The 24,383-nt window shown below is 69.6% G+C and carries 22 protein-coding genes and 1 tRNA gene; 12 read left to right on the top strand and 11 right to left on the bottom strand.

The window, feature by feature from the left end; all coding sequences use genetic code 11:
- Window positions 1-181 precede the first annotated feature (181 nt).
- From ACFQPD_RS01690 to ACFQPD_RS01675, 4 genes are read left to right on the top strand one after another with little or no spacing between them, the layout of a single operon-like run.
- Window positions 182-727, top strand: coding sequence for an ABC transporter substrate-binding protein (locus ACFQPD_RS01690; protein WP_385897751.1), 546 nt, complete (start codon window positions 182-184; stop codon window positions 725-727).
- Window positions 652-2,175 carry an ABC transporter permease subunit gene (locus ACFQPD_RS01685; protein WP_385897749.1) on the top strand — a complete coding sequence of 508 codons (1,524 nt, stop codon included), beginning with the start codon at window positions 652-654 and terminating at the stop codon, window positions 2,173-2,175. Before ACFQPD_RS01690 ends, ACFQPD_RS01685 begins: the two co-directional genes overlap by 76 nt.
- Window positions 2,172-3,065 (top strand): carbohydrate ABC transporter permease, encoded by an 894-nt coding sequence (locus tag ACFQPD_RS01680; protein WP_385897747.1) that lies wholly within the window; start codon window positions 2,172-2,174, stop codon window positions 3,063-3,065. Before ACFQPD_RS01685 ends, ACFQPD_RS01680 begins: the two co-directional genes overlap by 4 nt.
- Window positions 3,062-3,685: a hypothetical protein gene (locus ACFQPD_RS01675; RefSeq protein WP_385897745.1), complete on the top strand. Its 624-nt coding sequence runs from the start codon at window positions 3,062-3,064 to the stop codon at window positions 3,683-3,685. The genes ACFQPD_RS01680 and ACFQPD_RS01675 overlap by 4 nt, the downstream gene beginning before the upstream one ends.
- A gap of 82 nt (window positions 3,686-3,767) precedes the next feature.
- Here ACFQPD_RS01675 and ACFQPD_RS01670 read toward each other — a convergent pair whose 3' ends face one another.
- Window positions 3,768-5,693 (bottom strand): glycosyltransferase, encoded by a 1,926-nt coding sequence (locus ACFQPD_RS01670; RefSeq protein WP_385897743.1) that lies wholly within the window; start codon window positions 5,691-5,693, stop codon window positions 3,768-3,770.
- A gap of 21 nt (window positions 5,694-5,714) precedes the next feature.
- Window positions 5,715-6,389, bottom strand: coding sequence for a FadR/GntR family transcriptional regulator (locus tag ACFQPD_RS01665; protein ID WP_385897741.1), 675 nt, complete (start codon window positions 6,387-6,389; stop codon window positions 5,715-5,717).
- Between the two features lie 162 nt (window positions 6,390-6,551).
- Here ACFQPD_RS01665 and ACFQPD_RS01660 point away from each other — a divergent pair, with 162 nt between their 5' ends.
- On the top strand, window positions 6,552-7,094 hold the full coding sequence (locus ACFQPD_RS01660) for a gluconokinase (protein ID WP_385897739.1): 543 nt from the start codon (window positions 6,552-6,554) through the stop codon (window positions 7,092-7,094).
- A 94-nt stretch (window positions 7,095-7,188) separates the two neighbouring features.
- Here the strand turns inward: ACFQPD_RS01660 and ACFQPD_RS01655 are convergent, their stop codons facing one another.
- The 5 genes from ACFQPD_RS01655 to ACFQPD_RS01635 are packed head-to-tail and all read right to left on the bottom strand — an operon-like array spanning window position 7,189 to window position 13,956.
- Window positions 7,189-8,439 (bottom strand): endo-1,4-beta-xylanase, encoded by a 1,251-nt coding sequence (locus tag ACFQPD_RS01655; RefSeq protein WP_385897737.1) that lies wholly within the window; start codon window positions 8,437-8,439, stop codon window positions 7,189-7,191.
- On the bottom strand, window positions 8,436-10,745 hold the full coding sequence (locus tag ACFQPD_RS01650; RefSeq protein ID WP_385897735.1) for a glycoside hydrolase family 3 N-terminal domain-containing protein: 2,310 nt from the start codon (window positions 10,743-10,745) through the stop codon (window positions 8,436-8,438). The genes ACFQPD_RS01655 and ACFQPD_RS01650 overlap by 4 nt, the downstream gene beginning before the upstream one ends.
- Window positions 10,746-10,774: 29 nt before the next feature.
- Window positions 10,775-11,638 carry a carbohydrate ABC transporter permease gene (locus ACFQPD_RS01645; protein WP_385897732.1) on the bottom strand — a complete coding sequence of 288 codons (864 nt, stop codon included), beginning with the start codon at window positions 11,636-11,638 and terminating at the stop codon, window positions 10,775-10,777.
- Window positions 11,635-12,642, bottom strand: coding sequence for a carbohydrate ABC transporter permease (locus ACFQPD_RS01640; protein ID WP_385897730.1), 1,008 nt, complete (start codon window positions 12,640-12,642; stop codon window positions 11,635-11,637). The genes ACFQPD_RS01645 and ACFQPD_RS01640 overlap by 4 nt, the downstream gene beginning before the upstream one ends.
- A gap of 3 nt (window positions 12,643-12,645) precedes the next feature.
- The gene (locus ACFQPD_RS01635) at window positions 12,646-13,956 is read right to left on the bottom strand and encodes an extracellular solute-binding protein (protein WP_385897728.1); all 1,311 of its coding nucleotides are present in this window, start codon (window positions 13,954-13,956) and stop codon (window positions 12,646-12,648) included.
- A gap of 159 nt (window positions 13,957-14,115) precedes the next feature.
- Between ACFQPD_RS01635 and ACFQPD_RS01630 the strand changes: the two genes are divergently transcribed.
- The gene (locus tag ACFQPD_RS01630) at window positions 14,116-15,204 is read left to right on the top strand and encodes a LacI family DNA-binding transcriptional regulator (RefSeq protein WP_385897725.1); all 1,089 of its coding nucleotides are present in this window, start codon (window positions 14,116-14,118) and stop codon (window positions 15,202-15,204) included.
- An 11-nt stretch (window positions 15,205-15,215) separates the two neighbouring features.
- Entirely contained in the window at window positions 15,216-16,151 is a 936-nt protein-coding gene (locus ACFQPD_RS01625; RefSeq protein ID WP_068751995.1) for an aldo/keto reductase family oxidoreductase, read from the top strand.
- 79 nt (window positions 16,152-16,230) lie between these two features.
- Here ACFQPD_RS01625 and ACFQPD_RS01620 read toward each other — a convergent pair whose 3' ends face one another.
- Entirely contained in the window at window positions 16,231-16,632 is a 402-nt protein-coding gene (locus tag ACFQPD_RS01620; protein WP_385897722.1) for a hypothetical protein, read from the bottom strand.
- An 18-nt stretch (window positions 16,633-16,650) separates the two neighbouring features.
- A complete protein-coding gene (locus ACFQPD_RS01615) occupies window positions 16,651-17,343 on the bottom strand; it encodes a hypothetical protein (RefSeq protein WP_385897720.1) in 693 nt (230 codons plus the stop codon).
- Between the two features lie 169 nt (window positions 17,344-17,512).
- Here ACFQPD_RS01615 and ACFQPD_RS01610 point away from each other — a divergent pair.
- Window positions 17,513-17,595 (top strand) — tRNA-Leu (locus ACFQPD_RS01610).
- Window positions 17,596-17,841: 246 nt separating this feature from the next.
- On the opposite strand, the gene ACFQPD_RS01605 is transcribed toward ACFQPD_RS01610, so the two are convergent.
- Complete coding sequence (locus tag ACFQPD_RS01605) at window positions 17,842-18,846, bottom strand: ParA family protein (protein ID WP_385897861.1); 1,005 nt, start codon at window positions 18,844-18,846, stop codon at window positions 17,842-17,844.
- Window positions 18,847-19,003: 157 nt separating this feature from the next.
- Here ACFQPD_RS01605 and istA point away from each other — a divergent pair, with 157 nt between their 5' ends.
- Window positions 19,004-20,539 carry an IS21 family transposase gene (gene istA / locus ACFQPD_RS01600; protein WP_385897718.1) on the top strand — a complete coding sequence of 512 codons (1,536 nt, stop codon included), beginning with the start codon at window positions 19,004-19,006 and terminating at the stop codon, window positions 20,537-20,539.
- Complete coding sequence (locus ACFQPD_RS01595; protein WP_385897715.1) at window positions 20,536-21,279, top strand: ATP-binding protein; 744 nt, start codon at window positions 20,536-20,538, stop codon at window positions 21,277-21,279. Before istA ends, ACFQPD_RS01595 begins: the two co-directional genes overlap by 4 nt.
- 382 nt (window positions 21,280-21,661) lie before the next feature.
- Here ACFQPD_RS01595 and ACFQPD_RS01590 read toward each other — a convergent pair whose 3' ends face one another.
- Entirely contained in the window at window positions 21,662-23,065 is a 1,404-nt protein-coding gene (locus ACFQPD_RS01590) for a tetratricopeptide repeat protein (protein ID WP_385897713.1), read from the bottom strand.
- A 272-nt stretch (window positions 23,066-23,337) separates the two neighbouring features.
- On the opposite strand from ACFQPD_RS01590, the gene ACFQPD_RS01585 reads away from it, so the two are divergent.
- Both ACFQPD_RS01585 and ACFQPD_RS01580 read left to right on the top strand, forming a co-directional pair.
- Window positions 23,338-24,129 carry a hypothetical protein gene (locus tag ACFQPD_RS01585; RefSeq protein WP_385897711.1) on the top strand — a complete coding sequence of 264 codons (792 nt, stop codon included), beginning with the start codon at window positions 23,338-23,340 and terminating at the stop codon, window positions 24,127-24,129.
- Window positions 24,130-24,182: 53 nt separating this feature from the next.
- Window positions 24,183-24,380: a hypothetical protein gene (locus ACFQPD_RS01580; protein ID WP_385897709.1), complete on the top strand. Its 198-nt coding sequence runs from the start codon at window positions 24,183-24,185 to the stop codon at window positions 24,378-24,380.
- Window positions 24,381-24,383 lie beyond the last annotated feature (3 nt).

Below are 24,383 nucleotides of genomic sequence, written 5' to 3'. Positions count from 1 at the left end.
GAGGACAATTCAGCCCGCCGTGGCCTGCCTGATCAGGCGGTCGAGGACGGCCACGTCGAACCCCGGTCGCTCTGGGCCTCGGGCCGGTTCGGCCGCGCGCCTCGAAGAGCTGGATGCCGTCGCTCGACGCTACCCCGATGACGGCGGTGGGGAGCGCTTCGGACTCGACGAGGGCGGAAACGTGGTCGACGACGGCGCGGGCGGTGGGCTGCCGGACGTGTGGCAGTTCTCCGACAGCTACCTGCGGCAGTACGCGGAGCCCGGCTACCTCCTCGACCTGGGGACCGTGGCCGACTACGTCGACATGGACACCTTCGAGGACGGGTTGAAGGGCACCGGCCAGCTCGACGGCGTGCAGTACTCGCTACCGACCGGCTACTCGACGTGGGCCAACTTCGTCAACGAGGATCTCATCGCCGAGCACGGCCTCGAGATGCCCGAGGGCGGGACCACCTTCGCCGAGTTCGGCGAGTGGATGTCCGGAGTCACGGAGAAGACCGGTGGGGCCGTCTACGGCGGAACCGACATCACCCAGCGCATCCAGACGTTCGAACTCGCGCTCCGGGCCGAGGGCAAGAACCTCTACACCGACGACGGCGAGCTCGGCTTCACCAGGAGGAGCTCAAGGCCTTCTGGGAGTCCGGAGCCGCGATGCGTGACGGCGCCGGCATCCCGCAGAGCAAGCTGGAGGAGATCGCGCCCAAGTCCGGCTTCGGTGCGGGGATGACCGTCAGCGAGACCAGCTGGAGCAACTTCCTGGGCGGCTATCTGGCCGACTCGGGAGCCCAGTCGATCGCGATGGTCGCGCCGCCCACAGCGAAGGAGGGCGCGAAGGACCTCTACCGTCAGGCCGGCCTGCAGATGGCCATCTCGGCCGACACCGAGCATCCTGAGGCCGCGGCCCTGTTCCTCGACTATGTCGTCAACAGCGAGAAGGCCGGCGAGATCTTCGGCACCACGCTCGGATTCCCCGCCTCCAGCAGCAAGCTCGACGGCGCCGTGCTCGTCCGGACAAGCAGGTCGCCGACTTCCTCGACTCGGTCGCTGACCGCATCGGCGACGCCCCGCCCGTCCCCGTCGTCGGCTACGGCGCGCTGGAGCAGAAGTTCTGGGATCTCGGCAAGGCCCTCGGCCTGGGTGCCGTCACCGTCGACGAGGCTGTCGAGCAGTTCTTCGCCGAGGCCGACGTCATCCTCGGGTGACCACGGAGCACCCCATGACGATCGCAACCCACGCGGCGCACCCGCCGGGGCGGGTGGCTCGACCCCCGCCCCCCGGCGCAGGCGTGCCCTGCAGCGGCGCGAGGACGCCGCCGGCTATCTGTTCCTCACCCCTTGGCTGATCGGGTTCTTCCTCCTGACCGCCGGGCCCATACTCTTCTCGCTGTACCTGGCCTTCACGAACTACAGCATCTTCGGCAAGACCGAGTTCATCGGCCTCGACAATTTCTCCCGCATGATGGACGACGAGGTCTGGTGGGGATCTGTCCGCATCACCCTGCTGTACGTCCTTGTCGGCACCCCCATCAAGCTCCTGGCCGCGTTGGCCGTGGCGATGCTGCTCAACTACCGCTCGAAGGGCACCGGGTTCTTCCGGTCGGCGTTCTACGCGCCGTCGCTCATCGGCGCTTCGGTCAGCATCGCCATCGTGTGGCGCGCCATGTTCTCCACGGGTGGCCCCGTCGACAGCTCGCTGCGCATCTTCGGCATCGACATCGGCGGCTGGGTCGGGATCCCGGCCCTCATCCTGCCCATGATGATCCTGCTGGCCGTCTGGCAGTTCGGCGCCCCCATGGTCATCTTCCTGGCGGGCCTCAAGCAGGTCCCGGCAGAGCTGTACGAGGCCGCCTCCGTCGACGGTGCCGGCCCGCTGGGCAAGTTCCGCAACGTGACGCTGCCCATGCTCTCGCCGGTGATCTTCTTCAACCTGCTGCTGGAGATGATCCACGCGTTCCAGGTCTTCGCCTCCGCCTACATCATCGGCTCGGGCACCGGGGGACCGGCGGGCGCGACCAACTTCTACACCGTCTACCTCTACACGCGAGCCTTCACCAACACCCAGATGGGCTACGCGTCGGCGATGGCCTGGGTGCTGCTGATCGCCGTCGGCATCATCGCGGTGATCATGTTCCGCACCTCGAACTCGTGGGTGCACTACTCGGGAGACAAGCGATGAGCGCCACCACCGTCGACCGCGACCGGACCGCCACCCGCACCGGCAGCCTCCGCCGCCGGCGCACGTGGACCACGGTCGCCTGGGTCGTCGCCATGGTGGCCCTCACCGCGGTCATCCTCTACCCGCTCGCGTGGATGGTGTCGGCGTCGTTCAAGCCCACCGCCGAGTTCGGCGCCAACAAGGCGTTCCTGCCCGAGAACCCGACGATCGGCAACTACTTCAAGGTGATGGAGGGCGTGGGAGGCGTGCCGCTGTGGCGGTTCTTCCTCAACTCGTTCATCCTGGCTTCGCTGTCGGTGGTGGGGATCGTCATCTCGGCCTCGCTGGCCGCCTACGCGTTCGCGCGCATCCGCTTCCGGGGCAACGGGGCCTGGTTCGCCGTCATGATCGGCACGCTCCTGCTGCCGTTCCACGTCCTGATCATCCCGCAGTACATGCTGTTCCGCCGGCTGGATCTGGTCGACACGTTCGTCCCGCTGCTGCTGGGTAAGTTCCTGGCCGTGGAGGCGTTCTTCGTCTTCCTCATCGTCCAGTTCATCCGCGGCCTGCCGCGCGACATGGACGAGGCCGCCCGGATCGACGGATGCGGCCACTGGCGGATCTTCTGGCTGATCATCCTGCCGTTGATCAAGCCCACACTCGTGTCGGCGTCGATCTTCGCGTTCATCTGGAGCTGGAACGACTTCCTCGGACCGCTGCTGTACCTGAACTCGCCCGACAACTACCCGCTGCCGCTCGCGCTGCGCGTCTTCAACGACCAGACCAGCTCGTCGGACTACGGCGCCACGGTCGCGGTGTCGGTGCTGGCGCTGCTGCCCATCCTGCTGTTCTTCATCATCTTCCAGCGCTTCCTCATCGAGGGGGTCTCGACCCAGGGGCTGAAGGGATGAGTCGGAGGTCGCGGTTCGCGATCGCCGAACCCGCGGACGGGAGCGTGCTGCGCTGGCCCGGGGCGGCGTCGAAGTTCGCGCTGCTGGGCGAGGCGCTGTGGGTCGGCATCCTCGTGGCCGTCGCGAGCCTGCCGGTGGTGACCTGGCCCGCCGCGTTCGCGGCCGGCGCGTCCCACCTGCGCAGGTTCCTGCGCGGTGAGAGCGCCACGGTGGGACAGTTCGTCGACGACGTGCGCCGGGCAGTGCCCGGGGGCGTCGTCGTCGGGGCGGCGTCGCTGCTGGTGGCGCTACTGATCGTGTTGGACATCGCCATCGCGCGCGACGGCGGGCTGCCGGGTGCGGCGGCGGTGGCGGTCGTCCTGAGCGTCGCGGCCGCGGCTGCCGCCCTCGTGGTGGTGACGGCGGCCGCGTCGTGGCGGCCCGGGCGGACGTGGTGGGCCGTGGTGGCCTCGTCGCCCGGGCGCCTCGCCCGCGATCCGTTCGCGGCGGTGATGACCGCGGTGGCACTGGGGCTCGCCGCGGTCATCACGTGGCAGTACGCGCTGTTGGTCGTGCCAGCGGCGGGGATGCTCGTGTTCGCGGTGGTCGCGGTACAGGAGAGTCGCGGCGTTCCGGCGTGACACAACTCACAGCAGCGGGCTGAAAGACGGCTGACGACGGCGAAATCGGCAACTGCTGTGAGTTACGTCACGCCACCCGGGTTCACGGCAGGTGCGGGACCTCGCCGCGCAGGCCCGTCGACGTGACGATCGTGTCCGGCTGGCCGCCGCTGTGCGTGATCGAGCGGTCGTCGTCGTGCACCGTCAGCTGGGTCCGGTGGTGGCGCAGCGCCTTGGCCACCCGCGGGCGGTACCCCTCCAGGTCGAACCAGCGTGCCGCGAGCTCACGGTTGGTGGTCAACGCGGCGAACGGGATCCCGACCTCCTCGGCCGCGGCGCGGCTCAGGTGGTGGGCGCGCACGTGGTCCGGGTGGCCGTAGCCCCCGTCGTCGTCGTAGCTGACGACCAGATCCGTGTGCATCTTCCGGAGGAACGCAACGATGTCCGCGGTCGCCTCCGCCTCGTCGGCGGACGTCAGGGACCGTTCATCGGCCTGCTCGCCCGGCCCCGCGACACCGTCGGCGATCCACCGCATGCCGGAGTCGAGGTAGCGGCGCGGCTCGTCCGCGGCGCGGGCCGGCGGCATGCCGAGATAGGCGTGGGCGTGGACGCCCAGGGAGTCGAGGGCGCCCGCGAGCTCGGCCTCGCGGCGCTGCTCCAGCGCCGGGGTCCCCGCGAGATGTGACAACGGCCCGGGGACGACGGCGCCCATCTCGCCGCGCGTGCACGTCAGCACGGACACCTTCAGGCCCTCGTCCACGAGGTGCGCGATGAGGGCGCCCGAGGCGAGCGTCTCGTCGTCGGGGTGGGCGTGGATGAAGGTGACGTGCTTGACCGCCCCGTTGGCGATGGCGCGTCGGTAGGCCTGAAGCGTGCGGTCCGCCACGTGCGCCCACGTCATCGTCTCGGCGCGCTCCCTGGCCGTCACGGCCATGCGTGCGCGCCGCTCCGGGTCGCGGAGGAGACGCAGCAGAGCCTCGGCCCAATCCCGAGGATCGTGCGTGGGGACGAGGTCGCCGGTGTGGCCGTTGCAGATCGCCTCGGTGAGCCCGCCTGCGGCGGCCGCCAGGGTCGGGACGCCCGAGGACGACGCCTCCAGCGCGACCAGCCCGAAGGTCTCCGAGTGCGACGGCACGAGCATGATGCTCGCGTGCCGCATGATGCGCGCGAAGGACTCGCGGTCCTGGCCGGGGAGGAACGTGACGTCGGAGGTCAGGTCGAGGTCTGCGACGAGGCGGTGTAGTTCCGCCTCGTAGTCCGCGAAGTCCGCGGACGCCTGGCCGACCACCACGAGGTGCGGCCGTTCCGCCTCCGGAAGGAGCGCGAGGGCGCGGATGGCGACGTCGGGCGCCTTGAGCGGCTGGAGCCGGGCCGCGAAGAGGAGGTAGCCGGGCGCGACGCGCGGGTCCGGCGTCCAGACCTCGCCGTCGGCCGGGTGGAACAGCTCGGTGTCGACGCCGGGCCGGACGATCATCACCTGCTCAGGGTCGGCCTGGCAGCGGCCGATAACGACCGCGGCTTCGTGCCGGCTGACGGCGAGGATCAGATCGGACTGCGTGGCGCAGTAGATCTCGCCGTCGAGGCGCGCGGGGGATTCCGCCGGCTCGCCGTCGCGGAGCGAGGAGTTGGGGTGGGCGGCCACCGAGTGGAAGGTCATGAGGTGCGGGATGCCCGCCTCGCGGGCGAGCGGGATGGCGGCGACGCCGGACATCCAGTGGTGGGAGTGCACGAGGTCGAAGCGGTCGAGGGACCCCAGGTTGGCGCGGAACTCGTCGATGTGCTGGTCGATCTGGCTCTTCGGCAGGGGCCGGGGCGGTCCGGCGTCGACGTGGTGGAGCACGATGCCGTCTTCGAGCACGTGCGTGGCCGGCTGGCCTGGCGACGAGCGGCGCGTGAAGAACTCCACGTCGATCCCCGCCTGCCGCAGCGCGATGGCCAGGGCCCGGATCAGCACGTTCATCCCGCCGGCATCGGCCGTACCGGCACGCTCGGCGGGGGAGGTGTGGAGCGAGATGAAGGCGACACGCATGGGGCGGAGGTTACACCCCGGTCATCGCCGGGCGAGGGCGTCGCGGACCTCGTGGACCAGGGCCCGGGCGTGCCGTTCGGCTGCCGCGCGGTCGCCGTCCGCCACGGACCTCGCGAGCAGCAGGTGCAGGTCGAGGGCGTCGGCCTCGGGCGGGCTGGGCTGCAGGCCGAGGCGGATGCGGCCGTCGAGCACCTCCGCGACGGCGCCGGTCAGCGCGGCGAACATCTCGTTGTGGGAGGCGGCCAGCAGAGCGGTGTGATAGTCGATGTCGATGCGCGCCAGGGTGGCCCCGTCGATCGTCGTGGCGGCGTCGCGCAGGTCGTGGGCCAGGCGCACGAGCCGCTCGCGCTCCGCCGGGGTCGCGCGCTCGGCGGCCAACCGGGCCGCCGCCGGCTCGACGGCCTCCCTGAGCTCGGTGAGGGACCGGAGTTGCTCGTCGCGGTGCGGCGAGTCGAGGCGCCAGCGGATGAGGCGGGGGTTGAAGCGGTCCCAGGCGTCGGGTGGGAGGACGGTGATCCCGACGCGCGGCCGCGCCGCCACGAGCGACATCTCTTCGAGCAGTCGCATCGCCTCGCGGGCGACGGTGCGCGAGACCGCGAATCGATCGATGAGGCCCTGCAGCGTGAACCCGTCCCCCGGTCGCAGCACGCCGGCGACGATGTCGGCGCCGAGCCGGTCGGCGACGACGTCGGCCATGGACGCGCGGGGAACGCCGGGCGCATGGCAACCGGGGGGCGGCGGTTGCCGTCGTGGACTGGGCCGCATGCGCCAATAGTATTACCATTGCGCCATGCAGGATCTCACTCTCCGCAGGGTCGCGGCCCGACGCGAGGCGCCGGGCGTCGAGGTGGACGCGCGATGACCTCTCCCACGACAGGGCCGGTGCACCTCGTCGTCATGGGCGTGGCGGGCACGGGCAAGTCCACCATCGGACGAGGACTCGCCGAGGTGTTCGGCCTGCCCTTCGCCGAGGGGGACGACTTCCACAGCGACGCCAACCGGCACAAGATGGCGTCGGGCGAGCCGCTCACCGACGAGGACCGCTGGCCGTGGCTGCAGTCGCTGCAGGACTGGATGACGGAGCAGGCCGCGGAGGGGCGCTCCACCGTCGTCGCCTGTTCCGCGCTGAGGCAGGCGTACCGCGACGTGTTGCGCAAGGCCGAGGGAGAGACCTTTTTCGTGCACCTCGTGCTGCCGGAGGAGGTGAACCTCGAGCGGCTCACGCTGCGCCAGAACCACTTCATGACCGACCGCATGCTGGGGTCCCAGCTCGCGACCCACGAGGTCCTGGCCGAGACCGAGGACGGGATCGAGGCGCTCAACGTCGGAGACCCGCGGCACGTGATCGCCGAGATCTCCTGGCTGCTTGAGGGGCGCTTCGGGGCGCGTCTGCACGGCTAGGGCGCCGTCGGCCGGCAGCACGAAAGCACAAAGAACTCGACCCCCGAGGCCCGCTACGGGCCCGGGGGTCGAGTTCATCGGCGTGTCGTGCAGGTCAGGGGGTCGGAGGCTCCCCGGCCGCGATCGAGAAGGCCGTGACGCGGCCGTCGACGACGAGCTCGTAGTCGCCCGCGAAGCCCTCGACGACGACGTCGCCGTTGTCGTCCGCGACCACCTGAGTCTCCGGAACCCACCACTCGCCCTTGATCAGCCCGTGCAGGGCGTGGAACGACGGCTTGGGGGAGCCGTCGGCGCGCAGGAACCCGATGGGCGCGCCCAGCCAGGCGCCGGCGTCGGTGATGCCCCAGTAGGTCACCGATTCGACGGCGGGGTGGGCCACCAGGGTCCGGTAGTGCCGCGACACCTCGTCCGCCTGCCGCGCCTCCCCCTCAGGGGTCGAGGGCCACGACGGGATCTGGTAGTCGTTGAGGTCCACGATCTCGGGCGGCATGATGTGCCCGGACACGAGGCTGGTCTCCGACATCTGGATCGGCAGCCCGAAGCGGGCGAACCGCTCCAGCACCTCGAGCGTGCGCTCCTCGCCCCAGTAGCCCTGGTGCATGTGGCTCTGCAGGCCGATGGAGTCGATCCGGATCCCGGCGGACAGGCACTCCTCGATGAGCCGCTCGTACTTGACCGACATGTTGAAGTCGTTGAGCACCAGTTTGAGGGTGGGGTCGGCCTCACGGGCGGTGTCGAACGCGAGCCGCACGATCCCCACCCGTCCCAGTTCGCGGGCCAGGGGCGTCACGGCGTTCTCCTCGGCGGTGAACTCCGGCATGATGACGACCTCGTTGATGGCGTCCCAGAGACCGATCAGCCCGGCGAAGTCGCGCACCTCCCGCCGGATCCGCGCCTCGATGAGGCGGCGCACCTCGGCGGTGGAGCGCCCGAGCAGCCACTGCGGCGCGAGTGTGTGCCACACCAGGGGATGGCCCTTGACGGTGACGCCGCGCTCCACGAACCAGCGGGCGGCGGCCTGGAGCCGCGCCGTGTCCGGTTCGCCCTCCACGGGCTCGAAGGTGCGCCAGTAGAAGGGGAGCGTCGCGGTGTTGAACACCTCCAGCCACCGCTCGGCGACCGTCTCCGCCAGGGCGGCGGGTGCCTGCCCGAAGCCCGTCTCGATCGAGTGGTCCTCGCGGTTGGCCAGCCCGATGAGGTCGAAGCCGATGTTGCCGAACCCGAAGGCGTGCCGGGTCTGCCGCACCGTGACCTGCGCGCCGGCACGACCGACGCCCACCACCGCGCTGCCCATCCGGGCGCCGTAGCGGCCCGGGTCGGCCGCGGCCGTCACCCGTGCGCTCATGCCGGCACCACCGTCGACGGCGTCACCAGCACGCGACCCTCGCCGACCACCCGGCGCTCGCCCGTCATCTCGACGGAGAGCGCGGGCAGCCGGTCCTCGGAGGACCGGCCGGCCGACAGCTGGATCTCGCCGGGCTCGACGACGCGGGCCATGTCGACGCCGGTGAAGGACAGCCGGTCCGCGTGGACCTCGAACGTCACGCGCGCGGATTCGCCCGCCGACAGGTCGACCTTGCGGTAGCCGATCAGCTGCTTGAGGGGGCGGACCACCTCGGCCCATGGGTCGCTCGAGTAGAGCTGCACCACCTCGGCGCCGTCGCGATCGCCGGTGTTGGTGACCGTCACGGAGTACTCGACGACGCCGTCGACCGGCATCGTCGGCGCCGAGACCGCGGCGTCGCTCAGCTCGAACGTGGCGTACCCGATGCCGTGGCCGAACGGGAACAGCGGCGTCGGATCGAGGTTCGAGATGCCGTTGGAGAACCAGCCCAGCGGGGGAGCCAGGTAGGTGCCCGGCTGCCCGCCGTGGTGCGACGGGATCGCGATCGGGAGGCGACCCGACGGGTTGAGCGTGCCGGTCAGCACGCCGGCCAGCACATCGGCCGCCTCGACGCCGGGCATGAACGCTTGGACGATCGCGGCGCAGCGGTCGGCGTATTCGCCGAGGGCGTACGGCCGGCCGGTGACGAGCAGCAGGATCGTGGGCGTGCCCGTGGCGAGGACGGCGTCGAGGAGTTCGCCCTGCCGGCCGGGGAGCTTGAGGTCCACGACGTCGCAGCCCTCGCCGGAGGTTCCCTCGCCGAACATGCCGGCGATGTCACCCAGCGTGACGACGGCGACCTCGGCCGCGGCGGCGGCCGCGACGGCGGCGGCAAGGTCCTCGTCGGTGCCGGAAGTGAAGCCGGTCCCGGTCGCGAACGTGACGTCGTCGCCGAGGGCTGCCCGCAGCGCGTCGTCCAGCCTGCGGATGTCCAGGCCCGTCTCGGTCCCACTCTTGGCGAGGACGTGGTTGGGGAAGGAGTAGCAGCCCATGAACGCGCGCACGTCGTCCCACGTCGGGCCGACGACGGCGACCTTGCGGCCCGCGGCGAGCGGCAGGATGCCGTCGTTGGCCAGCAGCGTCACCGACTCCTCGGCCACGCGGCGGGCGATGTCGCGGTTGCGGGGGGAGTCGAGGTCGGCGGCGGGGTCGGCCGGCGGCTGCCAGCCGTCGTCGAGGAGCCCGAGCTGCAGCTTCTGCCGGAGCACGCGCCGCGCGGCGCGGCGGACCTCGTCCTCCGAGAGGAGCCCGCGCCCGATCGCCTCCTCGATGGCCCAATAGGCGCCGGTCGAGGGCAGTTCGATGTCAAGCCCGGCGCGCAGGGCCAGGGCGGCGGCCGTGGCGTCGTCGGGGGCGACGCGGTGCATGCGGGTGAGGAACGCGATGCTCCAGTAGTCGGACACGACGGTGCCCTCGAAGCCCCACCGGTCCCGCAGCACCGTGGTGAGCAGCTCGTGGGAGGCGGCGGCGGGCTGTCCGTCGATGTCGCAGTAGGAGTTCATGATCGAGCCGGCGCCGCCGACGCGGACCGCCATCTCGAACGGCGGCAGCATGACGTCCTCGAGCTCGCGGCGACCCATCGACACCGGCGCGTGGTTGCGGCCGGAGCGGCTGGCGGGGTAGCCGACGAAGTGCTTCGGGGTCGCGACGACGCCCGCCGACTGCAGGCCGCGCACGTAGGCGGTGCCGAGCGTGCCGACGAGGTACGGGTCCTCGCCGCAGGTCTCCTCGACCCGGCCCCAGCGGTAGTCCCGCACGACGTCGAGCAGCGGCGACAGGCCCTGCTGCACGCCGACGGAGGCGAGGTCGGCGCCGATGGCCGCGGCCATCTCCTCGATCAGCTCGGGCCGCCAGGTGGCGCCCCAGGCGATCGACGCCGGGTACACGGTGGCGCCCAGGGCGGTGAAGCCGGTGAGGCACTCCTCGTGCGCCACCGCCGGGATCCGGTGCGGGTTCGCGGCCCGCACGTCGTCCTGGAAGCTGGTGAGCTTCGCCACGCCGTCGGCGACCATGACGGGGTCGGTGCCGAACACGCGGGTCAAGTGGCCGAGTCCGCCGTCGATCGCCTCCTTCCAGGGCTTGAGTTCCTGGGAGAACTCGCTCTCCATGGGGGCGACGTCGTGGTGGTCGGGGTCAGGGGCGGGGGCCTCGGTCTGGCCGGGGTGCCAGTAGGAGCCGAGCTGGTGGACGAGGTCGGTCAGGGTGAGCTCGTCCATGAGGGCGTCGAGGCGCTCGTCGATGGGCAGGGTGGGATCGGTCCAGGTCATGGGAGGTTCTTTTCCGCGCAGATGTGGGCTCAGCCCTTGACCGCGCCTTGGAGACCGCCGACGATGCGGCGCTGCATGGTGAGGAAGAAGACCATCGCGGGGATCATGCTCAGCGTGGTGAACGCGAAGACGCCCGCGGTGTCGGAGGAGTGCTCGGTGGAGAAGTCGGCCACGCCCAGCGGCAGGGTGCGCATGTCGCCCTGGAGCAGCAGCAGCGGCAGCAGGTAGGCGTTCCACGAGCCGACGAACGCGAGGACGCCGACGGTGATGAGGCCGGGCGCCGACAGCGGCACCATGATGCGGGTGAACACGCTCATGCGGCTGGCGCCGTCGATCATGGCGGCCTCCTCCAGTTCGCCGGGGATGGCCTGGAGGAACGGGCGCAGGATGACGATCGTGGTCGGCAGGGCGAACGCGGCCTGGGGGAGCGCGACGCCCCACCAGGTGTTGCTCATGCCGAGGTCCTTGCTGATGATGATGAACAGCGGGATCACCGCGACCGTGGCGGGGAACAGCAGCCCGAGGACGAAGATCATGTAGATCTTCTCGCGGCCGGGGAACTGGTAGCGCGACAGCGGGTAGGCCGCCATGAGGCCGAACGCCACGACGACGGCGGTCGTCAGGAGCGCGATGATCATGGAGTTGAGGCCGTAGCGCCAGAAGTTCGGGTTGGTGAGGACTCCGGCGTAGTTGCTCCAGACCCAGGGGTCGGGCATCCCGGCCGGGGACTCGGCGAGCTGGGCGTTGCTGCGGAAACCGCCGAGGATCGAGTACAGCACCGGGCCCAGCGAGAACGCCGCGACGACGAGCGCGATGAAGTAGACGACGGGGTTGGTGGTGCCCAGGCGACGGCGGCGCGTCGCGGCCGGTGCGGCGGCGGTGGCGGCGGTCATCGGCGGACCTTTCGCTTGTCGGAGTCGGCGGTGTCGCGGCTGAGGATGAAGCGCTGGTACAGCAGCGCCATCGTGAGCGCCACGACGAAGAGGACCACCGAGGCGGCGCCGGCGATGCCGTAGTTGCTGCGCTTGGTGCCCTCGTTGATGAGGAACGTGGCCATGGTCGTGGTGGCGTTGGCGGGGCCGCCGCCGGTGAGGATCCACACCATGTCGAAGAGTTGGAGGGCGCCGACCATGGACAGGAAGGCCCAGGTCCGCAGGGTGGGGCCGAGCAGCGGGATGGTGATGTAGCGCTGGGTCTGCCACCAGGAGGCGCCGTCGATCTGGGCGGCCTCGTCCAGCTCCTGCGGGACGCCCTGCAGGCCGGCGAGGAACAGGATGATCGCGAAGCCCAGGTACTTCCAGGTGAGCACTACCATGACGGTCCACAGGGCCAGGTCCGGCGTTCCGAGGAAGCCCTGGGCGGGCCCCTGGATGCCGAGGCCGGCGAGGATGGAGTCGATGACGCCGTAGCGGGGCTGGAGCAGCTGGAACCAGACGACGCCGGCGATGACCTCGGCGAGGATGTAGGGGATGAAGACGATGGTGCGCAGCAGCCCCTGGAACTTCATCTTGCGGTTCAGCAGCAGCGCGACCGCGATGCCCAGCGGCAGCTGGATGGCCACCGAGGCGACGACGATGAACAGGTTGTGGCCGAGCGCGCCGAGGAAGACGTCGTTGGTGAGGACCGAGATGTAGTTGCGGAGACCGACGAAGTCGGTCAGCGGGCCGAAGCCCTTCCAGCGGTACACCGAGAACTGGACTGCGCGCAGCATGGGCCACACGACGAACATGAAGAACAGGACGAGGGCGGGGAGGACGAAGACGGCGATCTCCAGCCCCATCCTCCAGTTGACGGACCGCGTGGAGCGCGGTGAGGGCGAGCGCTCGGCGCGCCCGCCCTCACCTGCTGTGGTGACCGCGGCCGCCGCCCGCTTGCGCGTGGTGGTGGCGTCGGTCATGGGTTACTTCTCCGCGTCCGCGGCCGCCTGGGTGGCGTCGACGATCTCCTGGGCGGTGGCCTGACCGGCGAAAGCGAGTGCGATCGCGTCGTTCATGGCGCCACCGACGGAGGTGCCGAAGGCGGTGTCGAAGTACAGCTGGACGTAGCCGGCCTCATCGCGGACCTCGAGGAGCTTGGCGAGAGCCGGGTCGGCCACGTACTGGGACGCGGTCGGGTTGGTCGGCAGGCCCATGTCGAGTTCGGCGAAGCCCTTCTGGATCTCGTCGGACAGCAGGTACTCGACGAAGTCGACGGCCTGGTCGGGGGCGTCGGCCGGGACGGCCCACGCGTCGCCGCCGCCGAGCGCGGCGCTCTGGTCACCCTCGCCGCCCTCGACCTCCGGGAAGGCGAACCAGCCGGTCGCCTCGCCGAGGCCCTGCTCGTCTTCGGTCAGGCCCTGCATGACGCCGGGCTCCCAGTGGCCGGCCAGCTCCATGGCGACCTTGCGCGTGGCCAGGAGGCCGGAGGCGCTGGTCGGGCCGGACTGCGCCGGGGTGGTCAGGAAGCCGGGGTTGAACGGCTCCTTGGCCACGAGCTCGGCCAGATCCTCGCCGGCCCGCACGAAGCACTGGTCCGTGAAGTCCAGGCTCGTCACGGCGTCGGAGAGCACCTCTTCCGAGCACTCGCGCAGCGCGAAGTAGTACCAGTAGTGCGCGGCGGGCCACTTGTCGCCGGCGCCGACGGAGATCGGGTCGATGCCCGCGGCCTTCAGCTTGTCGATGGCGGCGTAGAGGTCCTCCATGGTGGTGGGCGCCTCGGTGATGCCGGCCTGCTCGAAGAGCTCGGTGTTGTACCAGAAGCCGACGACACCCAGCGAGAAGGGCAGGCCGTAGGTCCTGCCGTCCACGGTCCAGCCGTTGACGGAGCCGCCGAGCTTCTCGATGGTCTCGCCGGCGGCTTCGGTCAGGTCCTTCACCAGGCCGGCCTCAACCTTGTCGGCCAGCTCGCCGCCGCCGCGCTCCATGTAGACGTCCGGCACATCGCCGCTCTGCCAGGCGGCCTCGAGCTTGGTGACCATGTCCTCGTGCTGCATGGCCTGCACGTCGATGGTGACGCCGGGGTTCGCGGCCTCGAAGTCGGCAGCGACCTTGTCGTAGTAGTCCTTGCCTTCACCGGTGTTGGAGTTGTGCCACCACGTGAGAGTGACGTCGCCGCCGCCGGACGCCGAGGCCGACGCGCCGTCGGTGGCCTCTTCCGTCGTTCCGCCGCAGGCGGACAGGGCGAGCGCTGCGCCGGCGACGAGCGCGGCGAGCTTGGGCAGTGCACGGGTCATCGTTGATCCTCCGAATCTTGTTCACGAAACTTTTCGTGAAACTCTGACTGACGAATGTCGAGCATAAGCGTAACCCCAATTAGTCTGCAAGAGCAACCAAATAGTGGTTATCGGTTCGTTAAGAAGCGGTCGAAACTTTTCGCTGCTAGGCTGTGCCGCGTGAGAACGGGCAAGGCGGTGCGGCTGCAGGACGTTGCGCGACACGCGGGTGTGTCCAACGCGACGGCGTCCAAGGCCCTCAACGACCGGGGCGGGGTGTCGGCGGAGACCCGGCGCCGCGTGCTCGCTGCCGTGGACGAGTTGGGTTACGAGCCGGTATCGGTCGAGTCGACGCCCTATCCGCAGATCGCCCTCGTTGCCGACGACCTCTCGACCAGCTACACCCTCGAGATCCTCAAGGGAGCGATCACCACCTCGATGTCGCACGGGGTGGCGCTCAGCACGTTTTACGTACCGGAATCCGCGCCGGCGACCACCACCCCGGTGCCGCTGGGCGACGACTGGCTCCAGCTCATCAAGGCCAAGGGCTTTCTCGGCGTCATCGTCCTGACGGCACGGCTCTCGGAGCATCAACTCGCCAAGGTGCGCGAGCTCGGGCTGCCGCTCGTGGCGATCGATCCGGCGAACGCGCTTCCGCCGTCGGTCATGAGCATCGGGGCCACGAACTGGAACGGTGGCGTCGAGGCCACGCAGCACCTCATCGAGCTGGGGCACCGCCGGATCGGGTTCATCCAGGGGCCGTCCGAGTCGGTTCCCGCCTCCGAGCGCCTCCACGGGTATGTGTCGGCGCTGCACATGAATGCGGTGCCGATGGACTCCACGCTCGTCGTCCCCGGCGGCTACACGCACGAGGAGGGTTTCGAGGCGGCCCAGCGCCTCCTGTCCCTCCCCGAGGCTCAGCGCCCGACCGCGATCTTCGCGCCGTGTGATCCCGCGGCCATGGGGGTCTGCGAGGCCGCCCGCCAGCGGGGCATCGCGGTCCCGGAGGAGCTGAGCGTCGTGGGCTTCGACGACACCTTCCTCGCCGGGCTGGCTGTCCCGGGGCTGACGACCGTGCACCAGCCCCTGCAGCGCATGGGCGCCGCCGCCGTGCGGCGCCTGCTGGACATCCGGTCGGGTCGCGCCGTCGAGACCGGGCACGTCCGCCTCGCCACCCGGCTCGTGATCCGGGCGTCCACCGCCCCGGCAGCGGAGCCAGGACTAGGCTCGAAGGGAGCCCGGCCAGCGGGCCGCGCGACGACCCGATGAAGGAAGCGACGATGAAGACGTTCAACCTCGGCCCCACCGATCTCTCCGTGCCAGCGGTGGTCACCGGCGTGATGCGCATCCAGGACAAGACCGACGACGAGGTGCGCGCCCTGTACGACGCCTCGCGTGAGGCGGGGGTCGACTTCTTCGACCACGCCGACATCTACGGCGACGGTGCGTACCACGGCTGCGAGACTCGCTTCGCCGAGGCGCTCCGGCTCTCCCGGGCGGAGCGCGAGGAGATCACGCTCCAGACCAAGGCAGGCATCGTCAAGGACGGACCGTACTTCGATTTCTCCTATGAGCACCTGGTGGCGCAGGTCGACGGATCGCTGCGCGCGCTCGACACCGACTACATCGACGTCCTGCTGCTGCACCGCCCCGACGCGCTGGTGGAGCCCGAGGAGGTCGCACGGGCGTTCGACGAGCTGTCGGCCGCCGGAAAGGTGCGGCACTTCGGCGTCTCGAACCACACGCCCGGCCAGATCGACCTGCTCAAGCGCTACGTGACGCAGCCCATTGTCGCGAACCAGCTCCAGCTGTCGATCACGCATGCGCCGATCGTGGCGCAGGGCGTCGCGGCCAACATGGCAGGTCTCGACCAGTCCATCTCGCGCGACCTCGGCATCGTCGACTACTGCCGCCTCAACGACATCACCGTCCAGGCCTGGTCGCCGTTCCAAGCGGGGTTCTTCACCGGGGTCTTCCTCGGCAACCCGGACTACCCCGAACTCAACGCGGTCATCGACCGGCTGGCGGCGAAGTACGACGTCCGGCCCGAGGGGATCGCCACTGCGTGGATCACCCGCCACCCGGCCAACATGCAGGTGGTGCTGGGGACGACGACGCCGGAGCGCGTGACCTGGTCCGCGGCAGGCGCGGACGTCGCGCTGACCCGGCCGGAGTGGTACGAGCTGTACCGCGCCGCGGGCTACGTCGTTCCCTGATCGACGTCGAAACGACACGGGAAGCGCCCGACCCTCCCGAGGGTCGGGCGCTTCCCGTGACCGGCGCCGGCTGTGGCGGTCAGCGGGTGTTCGGCGGGATCGGTGGCACGATGCCGATGGGGCCGTCGGTCGGGTCGATGCGCTCGCCGTCGGCGCCCACCGGGTTCCCGTCCTCGTCCACGCGCCGGCCCTCGTGGTCCACCCGGTTGCCGAACTCGTCACGCCAGTAACCGTCGGCGTCGGGCTCGTGCTCGATGTCCATCCCGGCCATCGCGTCCGACCCCAGGGGCTCGGGCTCGGGCGGGCTGGCGGGGCTTGCCGGCGAGTCGGGGGAGTCCGGCGACTCGGGGGAGTCGGGGCTGGAGACGGCCGGGGCGTAGGGATCCGGCGCGACGGCCGCGGCGCTGGGGTCCGGGCGGGTCGCGGGGTCGGCGAACTCGTTGGAGGGAGCGGCGATGAAGTCGTCGTTCGAGCTGGTCATATCGGTACTCCTTCTCGGTCAGCGGTCTTCGGGGACAGGGTTGCCGTAGGGGTCGAGGCGACGGCCGTGCTCGTCGCGCGGCACGTCGTCGGCGGCGATGTCGCCGACGCCCCGGTGCCCGTGGCGCTCACGATGGTCGTCGGTCTGGGGCACGTCGTGATCTGGGCGCGCGGCGTCAGGCGTGCCGTGGTCGTGGTGAGCGGTGTGGTCCGCCTCGTCGTCGAGGTGGACGTCGTCGCGCCGGTCATGGTCCTGGGGGGCGTGGCGTTCGTGATCTGCGTCGTGTTGGCCGGAGTCGCGCACACGCGGGTCGATCTCGTCAGCTTTGCGGAGCTTCTCCTCGCGCTCGCGCTCCAGCTCATCCAGGGCGTGCCGGCTGTGCCTGGCCTCGTCGTCGCGAAGTTCCGCCTCCTCGGCGGCGAGAGCCGCCCGCTCCTCCGCCTCCGCTGCGGCCTGTCGGAGCTCCTCCGCGCGCTCGGTCTCGGTCAGGGCGTCCTGGCGCACGGCCTCCGCCCGGGTCGTCAGGTCCTCGGCGCGCTCCTGGCGGGCCGCCAGCAGTCGGTCGTTCTCGTGGGCGCGTTGGCGCAGGTCGTCGGCCCGCTCGATCCTCGCGCCCTCGCGTCCCCGTGTCGCCGCAACGATCGCGGCGATGATCACCGCGAGCACCACGACGATGATGATCACCCATACCCATAGTGGCGATTCCGGCATGGTCGTCCTCCTTCAGGTAGAACTGATGGTCTATCCACACTAGACACCGCCCGGTGCTGGCAGGTGGAGTTCGGGAGATCCGTGGCCGGTCGCCGACGGGCCGCAGGTGCGATTTGCGGTACGTGGCGGAGGCCGTGCTAATCTTTGGCGTCGGGTCGCAAGGCCCGTTGCGCGAGTGGCGGAATGGCAGACGCGCCGGCTTCAGGTGCCGGTGCCCGCAAGGGCGTGGAGGTTCAACTCCTCTCTCGCGCACAACGATGTATGGTCCCCTGGCTACATCAAATCCCCTCTGACAAGGACTTCGGTCCTTCTCAGTTGTGGACTCCCATGGACACGGATGGCCTTCGGAGGCCTCCCATTCCCCACGGTTCCCCACGTATTCCCCACGACATCCCGGGCGTGGGGAACGTCGTCGGCGTCGCCCACTGTCCGTCGGCTCTCAGCACGTTGGACTGGGGCGACCAGGGCACGCTGAGGATCTTGGAGGCAACGGTGCGGCTACAGCTGCGCTACTAGACCGTTGATCGAGTCGACGCAGTTCTGCAAGTACTCGGCCTTTACCTGAACCCTTCGCCCCATGACGTCCAGCCGGCCCGGCTGTTGCTTGTAGAAGGGACATCCGCGGGCAAAGGAGACCACGCCAGCGGTCTGAAAGTCCCTGATCTCCACCATGACGTCGCGAGTTCGGTTGGCCGTGAACATCTCGGGATTCTGAGCCATGAGAGCATTCACGTCCAAGTCGATCGACCGAAGGACCGCGCTGTAGGCCGACGCCGCGACGACGTACTGAGTCAGACGGTTCTTCGCAATGACGTGCACCTGCGGAAGGGTCCGGCCTTGGGCAGCGAGCTTCGTGGCGAAGGCATACTGCGTGTAGATCTCCGAAGGCAGCTTCAGCCCGTACACCAGAGAGAACGCGTTCTGGATCGCCCTCCGCGAGGAGTCGTCCGCCATCACGGGTAGAATCAGGCGGTCCGCCGTGGCGAGTGCAATTTGCGTGTACATCGAGAACGACGGGTTGGCGTCGATGAAGATAGTGTCGTAGCGGCCCTCAAGCGTCGCAACGAGATCCTTGATCCAGTCGATGACCCGAACCCAGGTCGGCGTGTTGGGGATTTGGGTGTTTGCCAAGGTCGAGACCGCGTTTGCCTGGAGCTCAAGGATCGGGTCGCCCGCGATCAAGTCGATGTTCTCCGGGACAGCAGCGTTGTAGTCCGAGGGATGTGAGATGTAGGCATCCGGATCGATCGCCGGAGCGGTGTAGGGGTTAGGAAGGCGGGCTTCGAAGTAGCCACCGAGCGTCCGGCGGGTGGGTTCGTTCTGCCTGGCGAGAAGAGTTTCGCTGCCCTTGCCCGTAAGTCCACCGAACAGGAGCTCGGACAGGTTTGCCTGCGGGCAGACGTCGATAGCCAGCACGCGCTTGTCCGGATTCTGGTGGGCGTAGAAGGTCAGGGACTGGAAGCAGAGACTGGTCTTACCAGTACCGCCCTTGTTGCTGCATATTGCGCTGGGTGAGAGCCGGTGTTCCGCTGTGGGGTGAGCCAGTGTTCCGTTGACGGCTGGGCCATGGTGACGCCGCGGTCGGCCGCGGTTTCGCGTGTGGGAGGTTCGTCGGGTCCGTGCCGTTGGGGCACGGTCGTGACGAGAGGGGTCGCCTTCGATGGTCGACTACAAGAGGATTCTTCAGCTTCGTGCTGAGGGGGTGAGCCAGCGCGGGATCGCTGACGCGTTGGGGTGTTCACGTAACACGGTGGCGGGGGTGTTCGCTGCGGCGGACTCGGCTGGTGTCGGGTTCGGGCAGGTTGCGGACCTCGGGGCTGACGAGGTCCGCGCCCTGTTGCTGCCGGAGCCGGTGAGGCCGGACTCTGGGCGGGCTGCACCAGATTTCGAGTATGTGCACCGGGAGTTGGGTCGGCCGTCGGTGACATTGCTGGTGTTGTGGAACGAGTATGTGGCGAGGTGCCGTTCGACGGGCGAGGTGCCGTACCAGTATTCGTTCTTCAACGAACAGTACCGCCGCTGGATGAAGTCGACGGGGGCGTCGATGCGGATCCAGCGCAGCCCCGGGGAGTCGGTCGAGGTCGACTGGGCCGGGGACCCGATGTGGTTCGCTGACCCGCTGAGCGGGATCCCGACGCAGGCGTGGGTGTTCGTGGCGGCGTTGTCGTTTAGCGCCTACACGTATGTGGAGGCGTTCACCGATATGACGCTGTCGTCGTGGATCGAGGGCCACGTGCATGCGTTCGAGCAGTTCGGCGGGGTGGGTCGGCTGCTGGTGCCTGACAACCTCCGCACGGGTGTGTCGCGGGCGGATCGGTATGAGCCGGCGTTGAACCCGGCTTATGCGCAGTTGGCGGAGCATTACGGCACCGCGATCGTCCCGGCCCGCGTGAAGCGTCCCCGCGACAAGCCGGTGGTCGAAGGCAGTGTCCGGTTCGTCGCCGGGCAGGTCGCCGCGGTACTGCGTGATCGTCAGTTCGTCGGGTTGGCGGAGCTGAACGAGGCTATCTTCGACGAGGTCGCCGCGATCAACGCCCGCCCGTTCCAGAAGCGGGAGGACTCCCGGCTGGTGGTGTTCGAACGCGACGAGAAGCCGCTGCTGGTGCCGCTGCCTGCGATCGGGTTCGAGCTGGCCGATCTCCGCAAGGCGAAGGTGGGGCCGAACTATCACGTCCAGGTCGACCGGAACTTCTACTCGGTCCCCGCGAGGCTGATCGGTGAATCGCTGGATGTCCGGGTCACCTCCAGCATCGTGGAGGTGTTCGACGGTGTCGAACGTGTCGCGTCCCATCCGCGGTTCAAGGGGGTCAGGGGCCGCTACTCGACCCTGCCCGCGCATATGCCGGCCTCCCACGCGAGCCGGCTGGTGGACTGGTCACCGGAACGCTTCGAACAGTGGGCCTCGACAGTCGGACCGAACACGCAGGCCGCGATCCTGGCGATCCTCGGCTCACGCAAGATCGTCGAGCAGTCCTACCGGTCATGCCTGGGAGTGATGTCTCTGGCCAAGAGAGCCGGAGGCATGGCGAGGCTCGAGGACACCTGCGGCCGCGCGTTGGCGGCCACCCCGGCGCCGTCCTACACGCTGATCAAGAAGCTGTGGGCCGGCTGGACACCCGCCCCGACCCCGCCGCCGCCATCGCTGGGTGATGCCGGGTTCGTCCGCGGCGCTGACTACTACGGGAGCCGGGCATGATCGACATCGAAACCCTCACCCGGCTCAAGACCATGCGGCTCTCAGGGATGGCCGAGTACTTCGAGAACCTCGCCGACACCACCACCGCGGCCTCGTTGAACGGCCCAGAGCTGGTCAAGCAGGCCGTCGACTGGGAATACGAACGGCGCCGCGACAGCAAGCTGCACCGACTCCGTCGGCAGGCCGGCCTCGCGCAACCCGGAGCCGACATCGCCGACCTCAAAGCCATGCCCGGACGCAGCGTCGACGCCGAGTTGATCAGCCGGCTGGCGATCGGCTCCTACCTGGTCAAACGCCAAGACGTCATCCTGCAAGGACCCACCGGAGCCGGGAAAACCTACGTCGCCTGCGCCCTGGGGAACAAGGCCTGCCAGCAGTACCGCAGAGTGCTCTACCTGTCCGCCGATGAACTGTTCGACCGGATCACCATCGCGGAGCGCACCGGCGACAAGAAACGCTGCCTCGACACACTGGTCAAGGTCGAGCTGCTGATCATCGACGACTGGTTCCTCACACCGCCGAGCCGGCCCCAGGTCCAGCAACTCCACACCCTGATCGACCGACGCCACAAGAGGGCCTCAACGATCTACTGCACCCAGCTGCCGCCCGGTCAATGGCACGACCGGATGGAAGAGAAGATCCTCGCCGACGCCATCGTCGACCGGATCACCACCAACGCGCACGCCACCGTCCACAATTGCGACGACTCCATGCGCAAACACTTCACCCAGCTCGAGTGACCAAACGTTGGGGGCCGACCAGCCGTCGGCCCCCAACGCCCCACGGTCCACCCAGGCCCGTCGCAGTGGCTCAGCGCCCCCCGGAACACTGGCTCACCACACAGCGGAACACCGGCCCTACCTGAGCGCAATATCCAGTTGTTCCAGAACGCGTAGGACAGGGTCATCTCGTGCCTCTCATGGACGCTGGGTACTCGTGCAGTGTACACCATGTACGTACGGACAGTACTCAATGGCCGATCTGGAAGGCTTGCCAAGCGGAGCGAGCGGCGAGAGGCGTCCGCGCAGCGCTACATCCAGGGCGGCGAGCACCGCCAGAAGCCGCAAGTGGGGCCCGGGGCAGTCTCGGCTGAACCCTGCGCTTCAACGACTTCAGCGTGGGTCAGGAGGGGAGTCCGGCCTGGTTCATAGCCGACATGAGGGCGGGGCGGCGGCGGTAGGCCTCGCGTAAGCGGATGATCTCGGCGTCCGCCTCGGCTCGGTGGCCTGCCGTGTCGTGGAGGGCGCGTGCCTTGACGAGGAGATCGACGATGGCCGGGTACCGCTTGGAGTCGGGTGTGGTGAGGGACTCCAGTACCTGAGCCAGGCACAGGCGGCCCGCCCGGAGTGGGAAGTCGTCTTCCGAGGCGTCCACGAGTTCGCGCCACGCGTGGCCAGAGCCGAAGGCGTCCGCCGCCTCCCACGCGTGTGTGACGTTCCCGTCGGCGAGGTGGAGCCTGACGAGGTGGGCGCCGCCGCTGCGACGTGCCCGCTGGGTGGCCTGCTCGAACGCCCACGTGCGTAGTTCCTCCTGGCGCCCGGACCGTTCGGCCACGGAGCTCAGCAATCCGAAGGCGTCCACGCTGAGGTCGCGGTCGAACAGCGTCCGCGCGATCGCGAGGGCGGCGTCCGGACGCCCACCCTCCAGGTAGGCGTCGACGGCGTCCTGGACGGGCACGATGGTGGGTCCCGCCCGCCAGGCGACGTCCACGCAGCCTTGGGTGACGGCTCGGTCCAGCCAGGCGAGGACGTCAGTCGTCCGTCCGGCGTCGCGCAGCCGGCGGAGGATCTCCGGGTAATACGGGTGGTCACCTCCGGACAGCAGCGCGACGGCCCGTTCGATGTCGCCGTCGTGGTCGGCCAGTTCCAGCAGCATGCGGTCGGTCTCGCTGCGGTAGGGGTCGGCTGCCGGTCCACCGCCGCCCAAGGTCGCGACGCTCGCGCGGTAGGCGTCCCAGGCGGGCTCGTCGAACGCATGGGCCACGGCGTCCAGCGCGAGCGACGGCCAGCCGCCGGACTCGACCCGGAAGCCGACCAACCAGCGGGCGAGGCTGACCGGGTCCGGGTGCCCTGCGACCGCCCGTCCGAACAACGTCGACGCCCGTTCGGCCACCTCGAGCAGGGCGTCGGCGTTGTCGGCGTCCCGTGCCAGGTCGCCGAGCCGGGTGAGCAGGTGCTGGAGTACTCGGCGCACCACGGGGTGGGCGCCGTCGTCGAGGTGCCGCTCCAGTTCGTCGACGACCTCCTCGACCGCTTGGACGCCGTCGTCGACGTCTTCGTAGAAGGGGTCGTGGTAGTCGAGGTCGACTCCGGCCAGCGCAGCGTCGACGGCCGCCAGGAGTTCGGAGGCGGTCGGTTCGTCCTCGGGTGTGGCGCGCAACTGTAGCGAGCGCATGGCCTCGGGGCTGTACCCCGCCATCTCGAGCACCAGCGACTGCAGCGCATCACGGTCCATCGAGCGCAGGAACCGCTCGACGTCTGGCGTGACCGGATACCGCACGCCGCCGGGCCCGATCACGTTCTTCACCCGCTGATTATCGCGAATCGTCCGCGCGTGGCCGGCGCGGTCCGCGTCGCTTCCGTGATGTCAAGAGGCGGACTTCGCGAGTGCTGGCGCATCGCCAGCCTCTGTCAGATGTGTCAGGGGCTACGCGGGGCAACACGGGGCCGACTGGGCGCTTTGGCCGGTGTTGGCCGCGTCGTGGGTCGCGGTTCGATGCCGCGAAGCCCTGTGGACTACGAAAGGAACAACGTCCGATTGGTGATCTTCCCGCATACCCACGCGGAAGGACCACGGCCATGAACATCACCGAGATGTTGGGTTTGCAGGACGAGCGGATGGAGTCCGTCGTCAAGGAACACTGGGCGGGATGGGTCGCCTTCGAGCCCCGGCTGGGGGTCGTCCACGACCCCGCCGGGCTGGACGCCTGGAGGCGAGCGGCCGATCCCGCAGTGGCCAACGGCGTCCTGCTAGGCCTGGCCCGGCTGGCGGCGTTCGACGGCGCCGACGACCGGGACGCCGCACTGGTGCTCGCGTGGCTCCTGCTGCCGACCGCCTTGCGCGTGCGCCGACGGTTGGGTCTGGCCGACGACCGGGTCGACGAGGTCCTGGCCGCCCAGCTGTGGGTGGAGGTCCGGGGGCTGCCGTGGCGGCGTCCGCACTGGGTGGCGGCGAAGGTCGCCGGTCAGCTGCGTGAGGGCGTCCTGCTCGACTGCGGCGCCGCGACGCACCACCAGCCGCGCCGGCTCTCGACCGTCTCGCTGGGCCCCGTCGACCCGGCCGACGACCGGCTCGTCGACGAAGGCGATCCGGCGGCCGAGCTGGCCGAACTGCTCGCCTGGGCGTGCGCCGAGGACGTCATCACCGACGAGGACCGCGAGCTGCTGGTCAGTCTCATCGAGACCGCGAAGACCCTCCAGGCCGATGGCCGCGCCCGCGAGGGCGGAGTGGCCGGCCTATCGAGCCGCCAACTGAGCGCCGTCGTGGCCCAGGAGTGGGGCGTGTGCGCCCGGACCGTGCGGCGTCGCACCGCTCGCTGCGTGGCGGCCCTCAGCGAAGCCGCCGGCGATTACCTGAACGCCGTTGGCTGACTGTCCACCGATGACGGGCGCGGCCCGTTAGGGATGGCGGAGGTGATGCCGAGATGACCAGCACCCCGGCCGACGTGGCCGCCCTGTTGAAGATCGCGGCCATGGAGCCGGAGACCCTGGACGACCTGGACGGCTGCCTGCGCAGACTCCGCGACGTGCAGAAGGCCAGACGCGAGCTGGCCAAGGTGCCCCCGGACATGCTCTTGTCCGGACTGCTGGATCGGCGGCCTCGGGGCGGTGATCCGTCGTGACCG

The organism is Tessaracoccus sp. O5.2 (genome assembly GCF_964266725.1).
In the GTDB taxonomy this organism is placed as follows: Bacteria; Actinomycetota; Actinomycetes; order Propionibacteriales; family Propionibacteriaceae; genus Arachnia; species Arachnia lapidicapta.
This window is presented reverse-complemented; position numbering and strand designations above follow the sequence as displayed.